Below are 19,094 nucleotides of genomic sequence, written 5' to 3' on the forward strand. Positions count from 1 at the left end.
TTCAATGGCATTCATCTTGGAATTACACACAACATCTTCTCAAAACTATCTTTATAATACAGTCGTATCTATTGTAAAAACCTGTGATATTGTTGCGGACATATCGCAAAGAGAAGGAAAAATCATTTGTGCTTTTGCATCAGAACATGAAAATCTACAAGCGTGTCTTGATACAATTGCACAAAAACTGCCGGCTTCCATCTTTTTAAAAGCTTCCAAAAGTTATGCAAACGAGGAAGAAGTCTCTTCGAAGACAGAATTAAAGAATGAATACCCTTTAAACCTGGGACTTTGCCCCTCCTGTCAAAAAGAGATGTTTGATGTAAGCTCACGCAGATATTACTATCCTTTTACATCATGCAGCTGTTGCGGAGGCAATTACAGTTTTTTACATGCCTATCCTTATGCACGACAAAACACCTCTATGAAATTTGTTGTTCCCTGTGCATCATGTAAGGAAGAGATGCAAAGTGCCGGTTTGAGAGAATCGCATCACATTAACAGCTGCCAGGAGTGTGGTGTGCCGGTACGTCTTGTGAACAAATCGAGTGAACGCTATGCCAATGATGCAGGAAGTTTTCGTACGATGTTTGAGGTGGCGGCAAAAGCACTCAATGATGATAAAAAGCTGCTCATAAAAACAACGATGGGATATCGTCTTTTTTACAAAGCCGATACAATGCATGATGACTCCGTGCTTATGATGATAAATGCGGCCAAAATAACAGACCATCTCTCCTTGATTACAGAGGAGTTTAATGCGCTGCTTGGTATTGAGCGACCGATCTTACATGTAACGCTTAAAAATGAAGCACTTAAAGAAAAGCTTGGACGCAATACTGCCTATGTAAAGTATCCTGATGATGGATTTTGTATTTTGTTGGGAGCAGAATTGCAAAAACTTGGCGTAGATTTTATTGCCTATGAAGATGCTGATGCTGCCTGTGAGGCTGATATGCTGATGGATTATGACCTTGAAATCAATCCGCAAAAAGACATGAGAGTCTTTTTAAACAAAGATGTCTCTTTTATTGCCCAGGGAGAGAGAGTCTCTTTCCCTTCACATAATCTGAAAAAACGAAATGTTTTGTCTATCGCTGACGAATATATCGGCTTTGCAAAAGAAAATCAGATGTTTTTTGATAAAATGCAACACTTTGACTCTTTACATGTAGAGCAAGTAAATGTCATAGAGGGGACAGAAGAAGTGTATCATCCAAATCAGCATATTTTTATGCCCGAAGAGGCTTCTTTTATGTCTGTGATTGCAGAACATGAGGTATTCGGACAAAAATGTGTCGGAGCCTATTTTGACGAAGAACCCTCTTTTTTGTATTATGACGGTAAAAATGTTCTCAGAGTTGTGCCTCCCAAGGCTTTTGATGGCAAAAACATCATAGAAGATATAAAAAATCTCAGAGAAGGGTCTGACAGACTTGTTGTCAATTTGGAAAAAAACATGCCCCGCATTTATAAAAAGCTGCTTCATCTGCAAAAGAAAAAAGATGTGAAGCTTTTTGAAGCAGTGGCAATTTTACTCGGAATTGAAGATGAAACAATGCGGGGCGTTGTCAATGAAGCGATGAAATTTGTAGGCAAAGGCGGTATCCAAATTGACACCCATGTAAGTGACAACCGTTTTGACCATGCGGCTTTTCTCTCAAGCATTATCTCATACCAGTTGGCTGATGTAAGTACTTCTATCCTCGCTTATTCCATATTTGAGAGTTTTGGGGATTATTTTAATGATATTTTACAGGAACTCAAATCCAAAACAAAAGCCCAACACATTGTACTGTGCGGAACACATTTTTCAAACCAGTCACTTTTTTCAAGAATGCAAAGAAATTTGAAAATGTCTCCGCCTCTTATGAACATGAATTATCCAATTGGCAAGGAGAGTGCTGTTGTCGGCGGAGTCTATCTGTAGAAAAAAGATATATATCAGCGGTATTGTTCAAGGTGTCGGATTTCGCCCGTTTATTTATGCCTTAGCCAACAGGTACAGGTTATGCGGCTTTGTTTTTAATGATGGAAATGGCGTTGTTGTTGAAGTACAGGGGGAAAACGAGACGCTTCTTGAATTTATCAAAGAGATTGATTTTTCAGCGCCGCCTTTGAGTAGAATAGATACGCTTGGCATTGAAGATATACAGCTCAAAAGTGATGATGGTTTTAGTATTGTAAAATCCCAAGACAGCGCTCTTTCAACAATGCTGAGCCCGGATATGACACTGTGTGATGACTGCAAGCGTGAAATGTTTGATAAGAAAAACCGCCGTTACATGTATCCTTTTATCAACTGTATCAACTGCGGACCGAGATATACCATTATAAAAAATCTTCCATATGACAGAAAAAACACCTCAATGCAAAACTTTACAATGTGCGATACATGTAAAGAGGAGTATGAGGACTCGACAAATCGCCGTTATCATGCGCAGCCGATTTCCTGTTATGACTGTGGACCAAAGTTGGAATTTGTATCTTTGATGGAAGAGTGTCAGGCTCAGAACAATGAGGCTGTAGAAAAAATATGTGAGTGTATAAAATCCGGTAAAACAGTGGCTGTCAAAGGACTGGGCGGCTTTCATCTTGTATGTGATGCAAGAAATGAAGAAGCAGTGATGCTTTTGAGAATTAACAAGCACAGACCAAGCAAACCGTTGGCTGTAATGTTTGAAAATATAGAGTCTTTACAAAAAATCTGTCAAGTTTCCAAGCGTGAAAAAGAACTCATAGTTTCAAAAGAGCGTCCCATTGTTTTGGTAAAAAAGAAAAGCCAGCAACAGGTATTATGCAAATACATTGCTCCGAATATAGACAAAATCGGTGCGTTCCTTCCCTATACACCCTTACATGAATTGATTTTAAAAAAACTCAAATTCCCCATAGTAGCCACAAGTGCAAATTTAAGTGATGAACCGATTATTCAAGATCAAAAAGAACTCTTTAAAAAATTGCCCCTTGTTGTGGAAGTATCGCTTAACCATGACCGTGAGATCATTAACGGCTGTGATGACAGTGTTATGATGCAGATTGCCGATCAAAATATCACATTACGGTTGGCACGGGGTTTTGCCCCACTGAGTTTTGTAACAAAGATACAAAAGAGTAAAAAAATCCTGGCACTCGGTGCACAGCAAAAAAGTACAATTACTTTGGCTTTTGAGGGAAATATTGTTATTTCACCTCATATCGGGGATTTAAATACAGTTGGTGCTATGGAATATTTCAGGCAGACTGTGCAAACTTTTCAAAGACTTTATAATTTTCAACCTGACATTATTGTATGTGACAAACATCCAGGATATGAAACAACAAAATGGGCCAAAGAGTACATACAAAATCATCCCTTATGTGAACTTATACAGCTGCAGCATCATTATGCGCATGCTTTGGGTACGATGGCAGAGTATGATTTGGATGAAGAAGTTTTGGTATTTTGTTTTGACGGTACAGGTTTTGGAGACGATGGAGTGTTATGGGGTGGTGAAGTGCTTTTGGCAACACCAAAAGCGTACAAAAGAGTCTGCCATATGGAAGAATTTTTTTTGATAGGGGGTGAAAAAGCGATAAAAGAACCAAAGAGAGTTGCTCTTTCCCTTTTGTTTGATATTTTTTCTCTTGAGGAAATAAAGAGTATGCCCAATGATTTTGTATCTTCTTTGGATAAAAAGGAGATACAAACGCTCTACCTCATGCGAAACAGGGGTATAAACTCTATACAGACTACTTCTGTGGGAAGACTCTTTGACGCTGTGTATGCCTTGTGTGGTTTTTTGAATCCTTTAGGACACGAAGGAGAGAGCGGGATGATTATGGAGAGTCTTGCACGCGAATTTAAAACAAGAAAGAAGTATACTTTTGAGGTAAAAGATGATGTGATATCTTGTAAAAATCTTATCAAGGAGATACTTGCCGAAGAGAAAAAAGAGCTAATACCGGCAAAATTTATGAATGCTCTTGCTGCGATGATAATACAAATCAGCTTACAACATAAAAATAAAAGAGTAATACTCAGCGGAGGTGTTTTTCAAAACAGTTATTTACTGGAAAAAGTTGTGTCTCTTTTTCAAAAAAATCATATTAAATATAATATTGCATCAAAAGTACCGGTAAATGACGGTGGTATATCACTGGGGCAGGCTTATTATGCATTACATCAAAACAGTATCAAGGAAAATTATGAATAAAAAAGTAGCACTTATCGGAAGCGGCAATGCATTTTTTAAAGATGAAGGAGCCGGTCTGTATGCCGGAAAGTTTTTAAAAGAAAATTTTGATTTTGAACCGAAAATCGAAATAGTCGATGGAGGGACACTGGGCTTTAGACTAATGCCTCTTTTGCAGGAATATGATGCAGTCATTATTGTAAATACAGCCTCTGATAATATGAAAAAAACGGGAGAGATCAGTGTAAAAACAACTGATGAATTTTTAGACGGAGAGCTTGTCAAAAAAACTGCCAATGAAGTCGAAATTGCCGAAATGCTGCAAATTTGTTCTATGAGTGAAAAAATGGCAGAGACAACGGTCATCAGTATTGTTCCAGAGGATATTATATCGGTAGAAGTGGCATTGAGCGAAGCTCTTGAGTCGCATTGGCAAAACTATATCAGTGTTATTTTGCAGACCTTGAAAAATATGGGCATTGTTGTGAAAGAAAAAGAAAAAAGATGCTCTTTGGAAGATATTTTGCATATATTTGCCAATCCGAGTATAGAATTTAATCGTGGTTTTTAACAGGAATATAAGATAGAATATATTAATATATGAATGTTCATTCATTTTTAAGATTTTGGATGCAACTACGACTTTTTCATGATAATGCAGATATGAGATATATCCACAACTCCTGTAATTCCTCAAAGTTCAAAGCAAATTATACATCTGCATTATCGGCTTACAGGGTTTTTGAAACTTTCAATAATAGCTTCCAATGAGACAGGATGTTCATTTTTGCTTACTTGAATTCCCTCTTTTTGCAAGACAGCAATGACAGTATCAATATATGTAGCAAAAGTCTCCTGCATAGTCATACTTAATCCTATACATACATCAATTTTTTGTGGCACTATACCGATGATACTCGATTTAGGGATCTCTTTTCCCATAAGTTCTAAAATATCAAAACACTGCAACACACCTATTTCATGTGCTCCGCCGGAATTGAGACCATATCCTGTAAGCTCATTTGATGGTATATGATAGATACTGCCGGGTTTGTCATCTATCTCAATGGCATCAAGAATGATGATATGTTTATACTCCATAAAAAGATTTAAGAGATTTATGCCTTCAACACCGCCGTTGACAATATCTGTCTGCGGAGAAAATGTGTAGTTTTTTTCCAGGTATTGTGAAGCATAGACAGCTACACCATCATCAAATTCTAAAATGTTTCCTACGCTCAGGAGTGCCAGTTGTTTCATGTCTGCTCTTTAAAATAATTTTGTATGAGAAGTTCTAAAGCTTCTTCTTTTGAATAATTGAATTTAAATTCAAACTCTTTGAGATAGTAGGCAAAATATTCGTTGGAAATCCCTTTGTATAAAGTGATCTTTGCTTCAAAATACTCCCAGAATTTTACTATGGTATTGTAATGTTTGGAGACTTTGATAATCCTGCTTTGACGCTTGAATTTGTTCAACTCCTCTATATAGACCTCTTCAATCTGATCTTGTAAAAACTGTGCTTTGTATTTGTGCATAGAGGGCATTAAAATGGTGTAAATATAGCCTTCATAATCAAAAGTCAAAAAATTATGAGCATCAAAAAGCGCATTTTTTTGGCTTTTTTTTGATTTTTCTATATAGAAATACTCTTCATATTCAACGCTTTTTTCTCTGATTTTTTCATAATGTTCTTCTGAAACAGCGGCACATAAAAGACGAAAATCATGATAATAGTTTTTTGTTGAAATGTAGGAAATATGGTAAAGTTTAGAGGCTTCAAGGGCACTGATATTTCGAATAAAACACTCCATTAAAAAAAGTATTTTATTGACTCTGGCACGAGAATATTTTTTCTTACAACAGGAACATTTTAGGTTGTTTGTTGCTGTTTTGTAAACATAGTGTTTGCAATACAAACATTCTTGCTGCCAGATCATTTGTAAATCCCCTTTAAAAATGTAAATGATAGTGAGAATGTATAAAATCTTTTTTATGTCTGTGTTTGTGCTTGTGGATAAGATTTGCTTTTTGTAAAATTTGTAAATCTTTAAAAAGTTTTTCAATATCTCCGTCATATACCATTGTATGTTTTTCATCAAGTACAATAGCTCTGTTGCTCACTTCATAGGCTATACTCAAATCATGTGTTGCGACTATAACGGTTGTCTGTATTTCAAGCATTAAGTCTACAAACCAGCCGGTAGTCCTTGGATCCATCGCAGCTGTAGGCTCATCTAAAAGCAAAATTTCCGGTTCATAAACCAAAATGGAGGCAAGAACAACTTTTTGTTTTTCACCACCGCTGAGTTCAAGCGGGTTTTTGCCTAAAAGATGTGTAATGCCGAACTTTTCACTTATTGCCAGTACTTTTTTGTCAATGTTCTCTTCGTCAAATTCACGCAAAGAAAAGGCTATTTCATCTTTTACAGTGGGATTGAAAATCATGCTTTCGGGATTTTGAAAAAGGATGCCTATTTTTTTTCGGAAGTTTTTGTCAATATTTTTTTTGCTAATCTTTTTGGCATGAAAAAAATACTCTCCTTTTTTTGGAAAGTAGAGGGCGGCTAAAATTCTTAAAAGAGTTGACTTTCCGCTTCCGTTACTGCCTAAAAGTACGACTTTTTCACCTTTGTGGATTGTAAGTGAAATGCCATGTAAGACTTTTTTTTCTTCATAGGAAAACTCTATATTTTGCAGTGTTATCAAAAAAATCCCCTTGCTTTCATCGCTAATGTTCTCTCTTTTGAATCTTTTAATGCTTTAGAGAAGAAAAATTCAAAGACTCTGAGAATGAACTTTTTTTCTCTTGAGTGGAGTTTTTTTATGACTCTTGCTTTGTATGCAAGTGTAAAATCTTCATAGGTTTTTTTATAAGAGATGATTTGAGAGAGTGTAATCATCAGTAAAAAACCTAAATCTTTGGAAAAAGCAAAAAAATCCACCATATTAATTTTATGAAAAAAATAAAATACAAAATATGTTATCGTAAAAACTTTAAGATTGATGTAAAAAATATAATGATAAGGATCAATACCCTTGAGAGATGCAACAATAAAATACCCAAGAGAGACACTGAGATTAAAAAAGAGAAGCGATTTCACTGCTTTTTTAGTGATATAGAGCGCTTTCTTATAAGAAAGAAGAAGTAAAACAGCTAAAAACAGAGCTATCAAAGCCATCTCTTTTAATGAAAGAATCAGTAAAAGAGAGGCAATAAATAAGAGTCTATACAGAATCATGGTTATCCTGTTTTTTGGCTGTGATTTTTGTCAGAATATAAAAAAGCCCATAGATCAGGGTCAAACCGAGTAAGGCAGAGAGATAGTAACTGACTACCTCATTCATTCCGTTGATGGAGTAATCAGGTACAGGTGAAACCAGAGTATGCGCATTTTTAATTCCAGTTGGTATAAAACCCAAAATTTTCTCATAATAATCCTCTTCCCATTCTCCCCAAGCCGGATTTTCACTCAAAAGTCCAAGAGGTACTGCTATAATTAAAAGTGACAACAGAAAAAAAAGTTTATTTTTCATAAGAGAGCTCCCTGTTTTTTCCTTGGAGATAGTTATATATCAGTTGTGTAAATACTCCTTCAACAATTCCGAAAAAGAGCATATGAGAACCGACCAGTGCCACCATTGTTGTTTTTAAGTTAAAAGGAAAATAGAGTGGCTGTCCGTTATGTGTCCAAAACAAGGGCTGTATACCAAGGGCAACTGCTACAATAAATGATGAACTTACAATACCCGTCCAGCCTGCTAAAAATGGTGCAAATTTTTTGTTTTTGAGTATTTTAAAAACAAAATAGGCACTAAATGAGCCTGTCAGTGCCATAGAAAGAGCATTGAGGGCATATGCTGAAATGCCTCCGTCTCCAAAGACTACAGCCTGTATAAGCAGTACCAAACTTACAGAAATAAAACCTACCCAGGGTCCGAATAATATAGCAATAAGTGCAGCACCGACTGCATGTCCGCTGGTTCCTCCCGGAACAGGAATATTAAACATCATAATAATAAAACTCATTGCGCTTAAAGCTCCTATAAGAGGAAGTGTTTCTTCACTCAGTTTTTCTTTGAGCTTTTTGAGTCCATAAATCCAAAGGGGCAGAGCAATAGCATAGGTCGCTATGACGGTTGTCGGAGATATATAGCCATCTGGTATATGCATCATTTTTCCTTTAAAAACATTATTGTATCTCTAATTGTATAGATTTAAAATGATTTGCAGATAAAAAAAAGAGGTTCTTATATGGTTTTAGAACTAAAAATGAATATTTATTCAGAAATGTTCCAAAATTATATAAGAAATGAGTAAATTTACCTTTTTTTTATTATTATTCAAATAAACTTTATAAAAATTTGTTTGAGGAAAAAATATGTGCGCAGATTGCGGATGCTCAATAGCAGGAAAAGAACACACTCACGATCACAGTCATTCACACGACCATCATCATTCAGATGAACACCAGGCAGCACATGAAACACTGCATCATAACCCACAGCTTAATGATTCTAAAACGATCAGTGTCATTACAAAAATTCTGGATAAAAACAATCATGAAGCAGGACATAACCGTGCCCATTTTGATAAACACAATGTCTTGAGTATTAATCTGATGAGCAGCCCCGGAAGCGGAAAAACGACACTTTTGGAGCATATGGCTGATATGGCTGATTTTAAGTTTGGAGTCATCGAGGGTGATTTGGAAACGAGCAGAGATGCTGAGCGGATTAAAGCAAAAGGGATACCGGCATATCAGATTCAAACAGGCAGTGCCTGTCATTTGGATGCTTTTATGGTACATAAGGGTCTGCATGAAATGCCTCTTGAAGAGATTGATGTCTGTTTTGTGGAAAATGTCGGCAACCTTGTCTGTCCGGCCAGTTATGATGTCGGTACACATTTGAATATTGTCCTTGTTTCGGTTCCTGAGGGGAGTGACAAGATAGAAAAATATCCTGTAATGTTTCGTCAGGCTGATTTGATACTTATTACAAAAACGGATTTGCTTGAGCATTTTGAGTATGATGTGGAACATGAAAAAAATGAAGCACGAAAAATCAAGCCAAATGTAGATATTTTGGAAGTAAATATCAAAGACAAAGCCTCCGTTGAAAAAGTGATAGACTGGATAGAGTTTAAAAGAAAGATGAGAGGGTAATATGTGCTTATCAATACCAAGCAAAGTAGTAAAGATAGACAAAGAGCGTAATGTTGCGGTTGTTGATACTATGGGTATCACAAGAGAGGCAGGACTCGAACTTATGGAAGAAGATGATGTACAAATCGGTGATTATGTATTATTGCATATCGGTTTCATTATGAATAAAATAGATGAAGAGGATGCCCTCGAATCACTCAGAGTTTACAATGAAATTTTAGAAAAACTTGATGAGGAAGAGCGGCGTTCTTTGGTTGAAGAGGATGATAACTGTCCAAACAGAGGTGCATAAAATGAGCCAACTCCAGTTAAAAGATCTGTATGACGGTTTTCGAAATCCTGAGGTAATCGAGGGTTTTGCAAAACTTATAAACGAAGAGGCAAAAAAACTTCCAAAACCGGTTAATATCATGGAAGTCTGTGGCGGTCATACACACTCTATCATGAAATTTGGTCTCCCGCAGCTTCTGCCAAAAAATATAAACTTTATCCACGGACCGGGATGTCCTGTATGTATTATGCCAAAAGAGCGGATTGATCATGCCTACATATTGGCAGAGCTTGATGATACGATTTTGGTAACACTCGGTGATATGATAAAAGTACCCGGAAGCCACGGCAGTCTGCAGGATGCTCGGGCAAAAGGTGCGGATGTGCGTTTTGTCTATTCTCCGCTTGATACACTCAAAATTGCTCAGGAAAATCCGGATAAAAAAATAATCTTTTTTGCCATCGGTTTTGAGACAACAACGCCTATGACAACTTCACTTATAGATATTGTTATTAAAAAAGAGATAAAAAACATTTTCTTTCATATCAACCATGTCACGGTTCCTGAAGTCATGGTGGAGCTTATAGACAGCAGAGATGAACATGTAGACAGCTATAACAACAGAATTGATGCTTTTTTGGGGCCTTCACATGTAAGCGTTATAACAGGAAGTAAAATTTACGAAAAATTTCCAAAAAAGTATAATCGACCTGTAGTTGTAGCAGGGTTTGAACCGGTTGATGTAATGGAAGCTATCTTGATGATAGTCAGACAGTTCAATGAAGGCAGATGCGAACTTGAAGTGGAGTACAAACGACTTGTTTCGTATGACGGCAATAAAAAAGCACAGGCACTTATAGAGAAGTATTTTGAAAAAGCCTCTCTTTTTAAATGGCGGGGACTTGGAAATATTCCCGATAGCGGATACAGACTCAAAGACGAATATGCTTATCTTGATGCGGAACATATTTATGCTGATATTTTACCAAAAGAGGAGATAGAGGACCATAAGCTTTGTATCTGCGGTGATATACTTCGAGGAATGGCAAAACCAAACGAATGTACGATCTTTGGTACAGCCTGCAAACCGCAGACACCGCTTGGCAGCTGTATGGTCAGCAGTGAAGGTGCCTGTGCGGCGTATTATAAATATGGAAATCTATTATGAACAAACAGATAACTTTGGCCATGGGTAACGGCGGAGAAGAGAACAACGAGCTTATCTCCAAAATTTTTTACAAAGCGTTTAAAAATGAGATATTGCAAAAGAGTGAAGATGCCGCGGTGATACATGGCGGCGAACTTGCATTTTCTACAGACAGTTTTACGGTAAGCCCTCTTTTTTTCCCGGGAGCAGACATAGGAAAGCTGGCTGTATGCGGTACATGTAACGATCTTGCCATGATGGGTGCAAAGCCGAAATATCTTACATGCAGTGTTATTATAGAAGAGGGGTTTTCAACCCGTGAACTTGAAAAAATAGTGCGCAGTATGAAAAAAGAGCTTGAAGTCAATGGTGCTGTAGTTGTCAGTGGTGATACAAAAGTTGTTCCCCGTGGCAGTGTTGACAAAATCTTTATCAATACAACAGGAATAGGAGAAATCCAAAAAAAAGGGATAAGCTCCAACAATATCACAACTGATGATGTTATTTTGCTGAGTCGTGATATTGGATGTCATGGTGCAACCATCTTTTGTGCTCGTGAGGGAATAGAACTCTCAACTGCTTTAGAGAGTGATTGTGCATCACTGACCCATCAGGTGCAGGCTTTGCTCGATGCAGATGTGAAAGTCACTGCTATGCGGGATGCAACGCGTGGAGGAGTCAGTGCCGTACTGAATGAATGGGCAAAACAATCCAATATCTGTATAGAAGTGCAAGAAGATGCTGTTCCTGTTTCGCAGGAGGTAAACGGAGTATGTGAGATGTTGGGGTTTGAAGCACTCAACCTTGCAAATGAAGGTACTTTTGTTTTGGCAGTGAAAAAAGAAGATGCACAAAAAGCACTTGATATACTGCATGGTTTTGAAAATTCCAAAAATGCTGTTACAATTGCCAGTGTCACTAAACAATACAGTCAAAAAGTTATATTGTTAAGCCCGTACGGAACAAAAAGGTTTTTAGATACCCCTACAGGGGAACTTTTGCCCCGTATCTGTTAAGGGTTTTCAGAGGTATCCTTAAGCTACTTATGTAGCAAAAGAGCATAAAAAAAGAAGCTACAATAAATTATAATTTTTTTATAAAGGGAAAACTATGTCTTTAATCATGTTAATAGTAATGAACCTGGCTGTTATGGCATCACTGTATGTAGCACTTTTTATTCTAAGCAGTTTTTTTGGTATTTATATTGATCAACAGAGTATGAGTGGGCTTTTTATGATGGCTGCACTTTTTGGTTTTGGTGGAAGTTTTATTTCTCTTTTTATGTCAAAATGGATGGCTGTCAGAGGCATGGGTGTAGAGCTGATAGATACACCGCAAAACAGTTTTGAAGAGTGGCTTTTGGGTACAATCCACAAGCTTGCCGTTGAAGCAAATATAGGTATGCCGGAAGTTGGTATATTTGATGCACCACCGAATGCGTTTGCAACAGGCTGGGATAAAAACAATTCTCTTGTTGCTGTGAGTACCGGACTTATTGAGAGTATGGACAAAGATGAAATAGAGGGCGTTCTTGCACATGAGATAAGTCATATAAAAAATGGTGATATGGTCACGATGACACTTATGCAGGGAGTTTTGAATACTTTTGTCATATTTGTCTCCCGTTTACTTGCTTCTATGGTTGCGCGAGACAGAAACGGCAATACAAATCATATGATGTATTTTGCGATAAGTTTTGCCTTAGAGATGATTTTTTCTCTGTTTGCTACTGCTATACTGATGTGGTACTCAAGACACAGAGAGTATCGTGCAGATGAAGGGGCTGTTGATTTGAGTGGACCGCAGGGAATATACTATGCACTGGCGAAATTAGGGCGTATTCCAAAAGAAGAATTGGCACTCAGTGATGATTACAGAGCATTTGGAATAGTCGGATTTTTAGGAAGTTTTTTTGCCTCACACCCTCCTATAGAAGCACGACTTGAACATATACAGGAATACAGCAGAAGGTAACAGATGAACAGAAAAAAAAGAGTTGTTATTCTCGGTGGTGGCTATGGCGGTATCAAAACACTGGAAACTTTGGCCAACAATGAAAACATTGAGGTAATGCTGATAGATAAAAACCGCTATCATTATCTGCAGACAGAAAGTTATAATCTTGTTGCATTGAACAGTTCTTTGGATGATATCATCATCCCTTTGGACAGTCTTGTCAAAGGGATAGATAAAAATTTTTGGTTTATCCAGGATGAAGTTTTCAAGGTGGATACACATAGGGTTACATGTAAAGAAGGAGAATATTTTTTTGACTACCTCATAATAGCAGTAGGGGTAAAGACACTGCTTCCTTCTATTTTTAAAAATGATCATCTTTTTGAAGTTAAAAATCTCTCAAATGCTTTGCATTTGAAACAATCTTTTGAGGACACCATCGTAAAACATCTCAAAAAAGAGAAAAAAAATACGAACATAGTTGTTATCGGCGGCGGTTCGAGTGGTGTTGAAATTGCTGCTGAGATGCAAAATTATCTTTTAAAATCAAATTTGGCACAGGAGATACAAATCTCTTTGATTGCAGATGCTTTTTTGAGTGAACTTGATGAACACTCCAGAAAAAAAGCACTGCAAACTTTACAAAACAGCGGCATACGCATACTGCAAAAAATGGTACAAAAAGTTGAAGAAAACAGCTTGCACCTTGAGGATGAGCTCATAGAGTTTGATTTTGGGGTTGTAGCCATTGGACTCGAAGTAAGTGAATTTATAAAAAATCTTGGCTTTGAAAAAGAGAAAAATCTTTTAAAGGTTGATGAGTATCTGCGAGTAGATGAACATATATTTGCTATCGGGGATTGTGCATTTTTAAAAGACAAAACAGGTGAACCGTTACCGCAAACCGCACAAACCGCAGAACAAAGCGGAGTCATCGCTGCAAAAAATATCCTCCGTACAATCAAACAAAAACCGCTTATCAAAGCAAACATAAAAATTTACGGTCTGGCCATAGCCCTTGGAGGAAAATTTGCCATTGCAACAGCATCATTTGTAAAAGTAGATGGAATACTCGGGTATTTGGGAAAAAAAGCGATAGAACAGTTTTACAAAATTCCGCTTAAGCTTAAGTCATAAGTTTTTTTAAATGAAAATTACTCTTCTTGTCAGTGCATTTAATTCCTTGACACAGGTGGCATATACTTACTTTAAAGACAGAAAGTACAGTGTTGATGTGGTATTTGCCATCAATGAACAACAGATGATAGATGAGGTTTTTTGTTTTGGCCCCGATTTTATTTTGTGTCCGTTTTTAAAGAAGTTTGTACCCAAAAAGATTTATGAAAACATTGATACCTACATTGTCCATCCTGGTGTACTGGGTGACAGAGGGGCGTATGCGATAGATAATGCCATCAGGCTTGACAAAAAAGAGTGGGGAGTTACTGTTCTTAAAGCAAATGGAGAATTTGACAGTGGTGATGTTGTCATTACACAAAATTTTGGGATGCGGCAAGCTTACAAAGCAAGTATATACAGAAATGAGGTCATAACAACTTTTTACAGTATGCTTGATGGTTTTTTAGAAAATATACAGAGCAAAAAGTTTACATCGCAGTCAAATTTACCGATGCATCAGGCTCTGTCTCAAAAAGACAGAGCGATTAACTGGCAGAAAGACACAACACAGGAAATTCTAAAAAAAATATATATGAGTGATTCTCATCCTGGAGTAAAAGATGAACTTTTAGAAGTAGAATGTTACCTGTACGGAGCATGGAGAGAGGAAAAACTAAAAGGTAAACCAAAAGAGATTCTTGCCAAACGAGACGGTGCCATCTGTCTGGGAACTGTTGACGGAGCGGTCTGGATTACCCATCTCAAAGAGCCAAATCGTTTCAAACTTCCTGCCACCTATGTTTTAAAAGAACGATTGCAAGGTGTCAAAGAGCAAAGACTGCCTTTGATTTTTGATAAAAATTATAAAACTTTTTATGAAATAAGCTGTGATATAAAAGAAGAAGTGGCATATTTGTATTTCAATTTTCACAACGGTGCCTTCAGCAGTGACAAGTGTATGAAATTAAAATATGCTTTTGAATATATCAAAGAGCAGGTGAAAATTGTTGTGCTGATGGGCGGAGAGGATTTTTTCAGTAATGGCATTCATCTGAATATTTTAGAAGACAGCAAGAAAAACGGCGAAGACGGCTGGAGCAATATCAATGCAATGAATGATTTGGTAAAAAGTGTTTTGTTTGCTGATGATGTAGTAACTGTAGCTTCTCTTCATAAAAATGCGGGAGCAGGTGGTGTTTTTTTGGCACTTGCCTGTGATTATGTTGTGGTAAAAGAAGGGGTTGTGCTTAATCCCCACTATAAAACATTGCGCCTCAGTGGCAGTGAGTATCACACGTACAGCTTACCAAAGCGGGTCGGTAAAGAGTATGCTGAGAAGATTTTAGAGGAGTGTCTGCCTTTGAGTGCAGGCAAAGCAAAAGAGACAGGTTTGGCGGACAAACTTTTTGCTCACAAAGAGTATAGAAAAGAACTTGAAAATTTTTGTTTGGAACTTATTTGTGATGAGGAAAAATTGGAAGATTTTTTATGGGACAAAGAGGAATACATAGAATCACATAAAAAACAGATAGAGCATCATCGTGAAGAAGAAATAGCAGTGATGTACCCGGAATTTTGGGAAGAAGGCAGCTCTTTTCATAAAAAACGCTATGAATTTGTCTATAAAATATGCCCTTTAGAAACACCACAGCGACTAAAAGCTACAATAACGAATAATCATTCAGGAAAAGCAAATGCATGAGTACAGTGTAGTCCAGGCACTATTGGAACAGATTGAAAATATTGCCGAAGAAAATGAAGCAACAAAAGTAACAAAAATCATTGTAAAAATCGGTGTTATGAGTGGTATAGAAGCGCATCTTCTTGAGGTTGCGTTTAATACCTTTAAGGAAAAGACCATAGCCGACGGTGCGGAGTTTGTCATGAACATTCAGCCGCTCAGGATAAAGTGCAACAGTTGTGAAGAAGTCAGTGAACTTGAAAAAATTCATTACTGTTGTCAAAGTTGTGGTTCGGTTGATGTCAATGTAACAGACGGGGAAGATATGTTCCTTATGAGTTTGGAAATGGAGTAAAGAAAATGCAAGAGTATTGGGAAGCGTATATGAAGCCTATTGACGGGCATGCGGCGATGGTGTCATTGAATGCAGGTGTGGCGGACAGCGTACCGGATGAAGAGTACATGTATGTAGGATTTGTCAAAGTAAAACTGAATAATCCAAAAGAGGACGGTCTGGTTTGGGAACAAGAGGGTGATGATGTCGGATTTATAGAAGACAGGCTGGAGATGGAGTCTTTGCGGTATCGCAACGGAAAATATATAGGACGTATTATTACACAGGGTGCAGTAAATTTTATCTATGCTTTGAAAATGGATTTTGAATGGAAAAATACAGTCGAAGATGCGATGAAACATTTTCCTGAGTACAGTTATGAGTTTGGATCACGCATAGACAGCGAATGGGAGGTTTATCAAAAACTTCTCTTTCCGACTGTAAAAGAGTGGCAGATCATCACCAATCATCATGCCTGCGACAACCTTAAAGAACAAGGTGATGACCTTCATCAGGCAAGGGCAATAGAACATAAAAGCTACTTTACATGTAATGATGACAGAGAAGGATTTGTGCAAAAAATTCAGGAGATGGGATTTGCAGAGCAAAAAAGAAGTGAAGTGCTTTTTAGAGATGAAACAATGTACGGTATTTCTTTTTACAGAAAAGACAAGCCCTTTTATTATGACATAGATGCTTTGACTGTGGAACTTATAGATGTAAGTGAAGCTTATAATGGAAAATATGACGGTTGGGAGTGTGCTCTGGTAAAACCACTGTGGCAGACTCAAAAAAAGTAAAGTTTGTATTTTCGATACTTTCTTGAAACCTGGGTTTCAACCTCACTGTCATTAAGTTAAGCTTTTTTATTTTAAAAGTTTGCCTGCAAGAAAGCCGCTGGCAAAGCTCCATTGCAGGTTGTAGCCTCCGCAGGGACCGTCAAGGTTCATAACCTCGCCGCAAAAATACAAACCGTCCATAATCTTACTCTGCATTGTTTTAGAATTGATCTCTTTGAGGGAGATGCCGCCTCTTGTTATCATTGCCATTTTGAAGCCGTCATGTCCTGTAACGGTGAGGGGTGTCCATGCCAAGAGTGAAATAAGTCTGTCTCGTTTTTTCCCTTCGAGTTTTTTGTATGGTGTGTCTGGCTCTATGTCTGCTAATCGGCACAGCTCAAGGCCAAGTGCTTCCGGCAAAAGAGTTTTAAGCAGTTGCAAGATGTTTGTCATATTTTCTTTTGCACTCTCTTTTTTAAAATGTTCGCGTATCTGTTCCTCATTTTTTCCCTTTGTCAGATTCAACAGCAGTGGCACTTCACCGTATTTTTTTAAAAGCGGTGTGACTTCTCTTGCAAAATCAAGCACAACGGGTCCTCGTATGCCGGAGTTTGTAAAAATCAAATCACCCTTTGCCCGCAGTTTTTTATGTTTTTTCAGATTGACACGCAGTTCAACCTTGGCAATGGTGTCAGCCCGACAGTTTTTGACCCAGCTCTCTTTTGTTTTTAAGGGCATCATGGCAGGGGAGAGGTCGGTTACTTTATGCCCGATTTCACTGGCAAGATTGTAGCCGTCACCCTCAGCACCAAGCACAGGGTAACCAAGCCCACCGGTTGCGATGATGACATTGGGTGCATAAAAGATATCTGTTTGTGTTTTAACCCCGTCTATGTGATTGCCGGTTGCCAAAAGCCTTGTGACTCTTTGGTTACATGTAACGCTGACGCCGAGTCTGAGCATCTCTTTTTGGAGCCCGGCAATGATGGTGGCAGAAGAGTGTGATGTGGGAAAAATTCTAAATCCGTCAGGGGCATGGGTCTCTACACCGATTTCATCCATAAAAGTGACGAGAGCTTTGTTGTCAAAGGCTTTGAGTGCATCTTGCATAAAACGCCCCTCTCTTCCAAAACGTGCCATGAAATCTTCATTTGAAAGGGTGTTTGTAAGATTGCATCTGCCACCGCCTGTGGCTTTTAGTTTGGAAGCTATTTTTGAGAGCTTTTCCAAAAGGAGGACTTTTTTGCCTTCACGTGCCGCAACTATTGCTGCAATAATTCCGGCTGCACCGCTTCCGACAACGATGACATCATAATGTTTTTTATTCTCTGGTTCAATCATTCTGTAATTTTAGTATAATAGCATTAATGAAAACTTATTACGGCGACAGAGAAAAATGTTATAAGTGTTACAGACCAAAAAGTTCCTGCATGTGCGGGCATTTTGAGCATATACAGACACAAACAAAATTTGTCATTTTGATGCACCCCAAAGAGTTTAAAAAGGTCAAAAACAATACAGGGCACTTCACGCATCAGAGTCTTGACAATTCCGAACTTTTTGTCGGCATAGACTTTACATGTAACACCAGAATTAATGAGATTATTGCCACACATGAGAGTTATATACTTTTCCCCTCAGAAGATGCTGTGAACCTGACAACTGCAAATCCAAAAAGAAGCCAAAAGCCTCTGGCGATTTTTTTGATAGACTCTACGTGGAGCTGTACAAAAAAGATGTTTACACAAAGTAAAAACCTGCAAAAACTCAAACACATGAGCTTTACAACGACAAAAACGTCACAATATCAAATAAAAATACAGCCGGATGAAAATTATCTCTCTACAATAGAATCGACTTTGGTTGTTTTGGAGTTGTTGCAGGAGTGGAAAATAGAGCAGATTAAAGAAGAACAGTTAGCCGGTTTTTTAAAACCGTTTCATGCAATGATAGCGTACCAAAAAGAGCTGATACAAAATCCACGCTCTCACGCGGTACGCTTTAAGAGAAGAGTAAACTAGGCTTGAGTTTTTAGTGCCTGTACCCATTCATAAACAACGTTTTGGAGTTGTTCATTTGGAACTTCTAAAAAACTGATCTCAAAACTGTCATCCAATTCACAAACACCTATGCTTCTGGGACGCACTGCAAGTATTTTAGCATTTGGCAGCTGTTTGCCAAAACAAAATACAATGTTTTTTGCATCTTTGATTTCAGGGGCAATAGTAGCGTCCTGTAATGAGGATGTGTGTTGATAGTGATCGAAAATCGCTATAAAAGTAGCTACAGGGTGTTCTTGTATACGTTCTTGAAAATATGCAATAATTTCATCTGCATTTTTGAAACTTGTTTCATTTTTCTTTACATGTAATGAAAAGACGGGATACTTATCCATAAAATTTGTTTTTGTCATCAGCTAATCCTAATTATAATTTTGCTTAAAGTATATCTTATAATAATTATA

General features: G+C 37.6%; 21 protein-coding genes. 13 read left to right on the top strand and 8 right to left on the bottom strand.

Translation table 11 applies throughout. The features are described from left to right. The first annotated feature begins 4 nt into the window (after positions 1-4). Genes ACM66U_RS04940 through ACM66U_RS04950 form a run of 3 tightly spaced genes read left to right on the top strand, consistent with a single transcriptional unit; the run spans position 5 to position 4,746 of the window. Positions 5-1,930 (top strand): hypothetical protein, encoded by a 1,926-nt coding sequence (locus ACM66U_RS04940; protein WP_418641287.1) that lies wholly within the window; start codon positions 5-7, stop codon positions 1,928-1,930. Continuing rightward, positions 1,908-4,196, top strand: a complete 2,289-nt coding sequence (gene hypF, locus ACM66U_RS04945; RefSeq protein ID WP_418641288.1) for a carbamoyltransferase HypF — start codon at positions 1,908-1,910, stop codon at positions 4,194-4,196. Before ACM66U_RS04940 ends, hypF begins: the two co-directional genes overlap by 23 nt. Further along, the gene (locus tag ACM66U_RS04950) at positions 4,189-4,746 is read left to right on the top strand and encodes a hydrogenase maturation protease (protein WP_418641289.1); all 558 of its coding nucleotides are present in this window, start codon (positions 4,189-4,191) and stop codon (positions 4,744-4,746) included. Before hypF ends, ACM66U_RS04950 begins: the two co-directional genes overlap by 8 nt. Positions 4,747-4,898: 152 nt before the next feature. On the opposite strand, the gene ACM66U_RS04955 is transcribed toward ACM66U_RS04950, so the two are convergent. Genes ACM66U_RS04955 through cbiM form a run of 6 tightly spaced genes read right to left on the bottom strand, consistent with a single transcriptional unit; the run spans position 4,899 to position 8,349 of the window. Then, positions 4,899-5,435, bottom strand: coding sequence for a HyaD/HybD family hydrogenase maturation endopeptidase (locus ACM66U_RS04955; RefSeq protein WP_418641290.1), 537 nt, complete (start codon positions 5,433-5,435; stop codon positions 4,899-4,901). Beyond that, on the bottom strand, positions 5,432-6,115 hold the full coding sequence (locus tag ACM66U_RS04960) for a transposase (protein ID WP_418641291.1): 684 nt from the start codon (positions 6,113-6,115) through the stop codon (positions 5,432-5,434). The genes ACM66U_RS04955 and ACM66U_RS04960 overlap by 4 nt, the downstream gene beginning before the upstream one ends. A gap of 13 nt (positions 6,116-6,128) precedes the next feature. Next, positions 6,129-6,884: an energy-coupling factor ABC transporter ATP-binding protein gene (locus ACM66U_RS04965; RefSeq protein ID WP_418641292.1), complete on the bottom strand. Its 756-nt coding sequence runs from the start codon at positions 6,882-6,884 to the stop codon at positions 6,129-6,131. After that, a complete protein-coding gene (locus ACM66U_RS04970) occupies positions 6,881-7,417 on the bottom strand; it encodes a hypothetical protein (protein ID WP_418641293.1) in 537 nt (178 codons plus the stop codon). The genes ACM66U_RS04965 and ACM66U_RS04970 overlap by 4 nt, the downstream gene beginning before the upstream one ends. After that, on the bottom strand, positions 7,404-7,712 hold the full coding sequence (locus ACM66U_RS04975) for a PDGLE domain-containing protein (RefSeq protein WP_418641294.1): 309 nt from the start codon (positions 7,710-7,712) through the stop codon (positions 7,404-7,406). The genes ACM66U_RS04970 and ACM66U_RS04975 overlap by 14 nt, the downstream gene beginning before the upstream one ends. After that, complete coding sequence (gene cbiM, locus ACM66U_RS04980; RefSeq protein ID WP_418641295.1) at positions 7,702-8,349, bottom strand: cobalt transporter CbiM; 648 nt, start codon at positions 8,347-8,349, stop codon at positions 7,702-7,704. Before cbiM ends, ACM66U_RS04975 begins: the two co-directional genes overlap by 11 nt. A gap of 208 nt (positions 8,350-8,557) precedes the next feature. On the opposite strand from cbiM, the gene hypB reads away from it, so the two are divergent. From hypB to ACM66U_RS05025, 9 genes are all read left to right on the top strand, one after another. After that, positions 8,558-9,343, top strand: coding sequence for a hydrogenase nickel incorporation protein HypB (gene hypB / locus ACM66U_RS04985; protein ID WP_418641296.1), 786 nt, complete (start codon positions 8,558-8,560; stop codon positions 9,341-9,343). 1 nt (position 9,344) lies between these two features. Next, entirely contained in the window at positions 9,345-9,635 is a 291-nt protein-coding gene (locus ACM66U_RS04990) for a HypC/HybG/HupF family hydrogenase formation chaperone (protein WP_151900565.1), read from the top strand. Position 9,636: 1 nt separating this feature from the next. After that, positions 9,637-10,782 (top strand): hydrogenase formation protein HypD, encoded by a 1,146-nt coding sequence (hypD, locus tag ACM66U_RS04995; RefSeq protein WP_151900564.1) that lies wholly within the window; start codon positions 9,637-9,639, stop codon positions 10,780-10,782. Beyond that, positions 10,779-11,777, top strand: coding sequence for a hydrogenase expression/formation protein HypE (hypE, locus tag ACM66U_RS05000; RefSeq protein ID WP_418641297.1), 999 nt, complete (start codon positions 10,779-10,781; stop codon positions 11,775-11,777). Before hypD ends, hypE begins: the two co-directional genes overlap by 4 nt. 94 nt (positions 11,778-11,871) lie before the next feature. Then, a complete protein-coding gene (gene htpX, locus ACM66U_RS05005) occupies positions 11,872-12,735 on the top strand; it encodes a protease HtpX (RefSeq protein ID WP_151900562.1) in 864 nt (287 codons plus the stop codon). Positions 12,736-12,738: 3 nt separating this feature from the next. Further along, positions 12,739-13,854 carry an NAD(P)/FAD-dependent oxidoreductase gene (locus ACM66U_RS05010; RefSeq protein ID WP_418641298.1) on the top strand — a complete coding sequence of 372 codons (1,116 nt, stop codon included), beginning with the start codon at positions 12,739-12,741 and terminating at the stop codon, positions 13,852-13,854. Between the two features lie 10 nt (positions 13,855-13,864). Beyond that, positions 13,865-15,538, top strand: a complete 1,674-nt coding sequence (locus tag ACM66U_RS05015; protein WP_418641299.1) for an enoyl-CoA hydratase-related protein — start codon at positions 13,865-13,867, stop codon at positions 15,536-15,538. Then, entirely contained in the window at positions 15,531-15,872 is a 342-nt protein-coding gene (gene hypA, locus ACM66U_RS05020) for a hydrogenase maturation nickel metallochaperone HypA (protein WP_418641300.1), read from the top strand. The genes ACM66U_RS05015 and hypA overlap by 8 nt, the downstream gene beginning before the upstream one ends. 5 nt (positions 15,873-15,877) lie before the next feature. Then, positions 15,878-16,651 carry a DUF695 domain-containing protein gene (locus ACM66U_RS05025; RefSeq protein ID WP_418641301.1) on the top strand — a complete coding sequence of 258 codons (774 nt, stop codon included), beginning with the start codon at positions 15,878-15,880 and terminating at the stop codon, positions 16,649-16,651. Positions 16,652-16,717: 66 nt separating this feature from the next. On the opposite strand, the gene ACM66U_RS05030 is transcribed toward ACM66U_RS05025, so the two are convergent. After that, complete coding sequence (locus ACM66U_RS05030; protein ID WP_418641302.1) at positions 16,718-17,971, bottom strand: NAD(P)/FAD-dependent oxidoreductase; 1,254 nt, start codon at positions 17,969-17,971, stop codon at positions 16,718-16,720. A 26-nt stretch (positions 17,972-17,997) separates the two neighbouring features. On the opposite strand from ACM66U_RS05030, the gene ACM66U_RS05035 reads away from it, so the two are divergent. After that, on the top strand, positions 17,998-18,651 hold the full coding sequence (locus ACM66U_RS05035) for a tRNA-uridine aminocarboxypropyltransferase (RefSeq protein WP_346388642.1): 654 nt from the start codon (positions 17,998-18,000) through the stop codon (positions 18,649-18,651). Here the strand turns inward: ACM66U_RS05035 and ACM66U_RS05040 are convergent. After that, positions 18,648-19,043 (bottom strand): DUF6858 family protein, encoded by a 396-nt coding sequence (locus ACM66U_RS05040; protein WP_346388643.1) that lies wholly within the window; start codon positions 19,041-19,043, stop codon positions 18,648-18,650. The two genes, ACM66U_RS05035 and ACM66U_RS05040, sit on opposite strands and share 4 nt — an antisense overlap. Between the last annotated feature and the right edge of the window lie 51 nt (positions 19,044-19,094).

This window comes from Sulfurimonas sp. ST-27, from assembly GCF_048081595.1.
Taxonomy (GTDB): Bacteria; Campylobacterota; Campylobacteria; order Campylobacterales; family Sulfurimonadaceae; genus Sulfurimonas; species Sulfurimonas hydrogeniphila.

What these genes read in the sequence shown, in the direction of transcription:
- ACM66U_RS04940 (WP_418641287.1), top strand. Translation starts at nt 5, where the DNA reads ATGGCATTCATCTTGGAATTACACACAACATCTTCTCAAAACTATCTT.
- ACM66U_RS05030 (WP_418641302.1), bottom strand. Translation starts at nt 17,971, where the DNA reads ATGATTGAACCAGAGAATAAAAAACATTATGATGTCATCGTTGTCGGA.
- htpX (WP_151900562.1), top strand. Translation starts at nt 11,872, where the DNA reads ATGTCTTTAATCATGTTAATAGTAATGAACCTGGCTGTTATGGCATCA.
- ACM66U_RS04990 (WP_151900565.1), top strand. Translation starts at nt 9,345, where the DNA reads ATGTGCTTATCAATACCAAGCAAAGTAGTAAAGATAGACAAAGAGCGT.
- hypA (WP_418641300.1), top strand. Translation starts at nt 15,531, where the DNA reads ATGCATGAGTACAGTGTAGTCCAGGCACTATTGGAACAGATTGAAAAT.
- ACM66U_RS04950 (WP_418641289.1), top strand. Translation starts at nt 4,189, where the DNA reads ATGAATAAAAAAGTAGCACTTATCGGAAGCGGCAATGCATTTTTTAAA.
- hypE (WP_418641297.1), top strand. Translation starts at nt 10,779, where the DNA reads ATGAACAAACAGATAACTTTGGCCATGGGTAACGGCGGAGAAGAGAAC.
- hypB (WP_418641296.1), top strand. Translation starts at nt 8,558, where the DNA reads ATGTGCGCAGATTGCGGATGCTCAATAGCAGGAAAAGAACACACTCAC.
- ACM66U_RS05035 (WP_346388642.1), top strand. Translation starts at nt 17,998, where the DNA reads ATGAAAACTTATTACGGCGACAGAGAAAAATGTTATAAGTGTTACAGA.
- ACM66U_RS04960 (WP_418641291.1), bottom strand. Translation starts at nt 6,115, where the DNA reads ATGATCTGGCAGCAAGAATGTTTGTATTGCAAACACTATGTTTACAAA.
- ACM66U_RS05040 (WP_346388643.1), bottom strand. Translation starts at nt 19,043, where the DNA reads ATGACAAAAACAAATTTTATGGATAAGTATCCCGTCTTTTCATTACAT.
- ACM66U_RS05025 (WP_418641301.1), top strand. Translation starts at nt 15,878, where the DNA reads ATGCAAGAGTATTGGGAAGCGTATATGAAGCCTATTGACGGGCATGCG.
- ACM66U_RS04970 (WP_418641293.1), bottom strand. Translation starts at nt 7,417, where the DNA reads ATGATTCTGTATAGACTCTTATTTATTGCCTCTCTTTTACTGATTCTT.
- ACM66U_RS04955 (WP_418641290.1), bottom strand. Translation starts at nt 5,435, where the DNA reads ATGAAACAACTGGCACTCCTGAGCGTAGGAAACATTTTAGAATTTGAT.
- hypD (WP_151900564.1), top strand. Translation starts at nt 9,637, where the DNA reads ATGAGCCAACTCCAGTTAAAAGATCTGTATGACGGTTTTCGAAATCCT.
- ACM66U_RS04975 (WP_418641294.1), bottom strand. Translation starts at nt 7,712, where the DNA reads ATGAAAAATAAACTTTTTTTTCTGTTGTCACTTTTAATTATAGCAGTA.
- cbiM (WP_418641295.1), bottom strand. Translation starts at nt 8,349, where the DNA reads ATGCATATACCAGATGGCTATATATCTCCGACAACCGTCATAGCGACC.
- ACM66U_RS05010 (WP_418641298.1), top strand. Translation starts at nt 12,739, where the DNA reads ATGAACAGAAAAAAAAGAGTTGTTATTCTCGGTGGTGGCTATGGCGGT.
- ACM66U_RS05015 (WP_418641299.1), top strand. Translation starts at nt 13,865, where the DNA reads ATGAAAATTACTCTTCTTGTCAGTGCATTTAATTCCTTGACACAGGTG.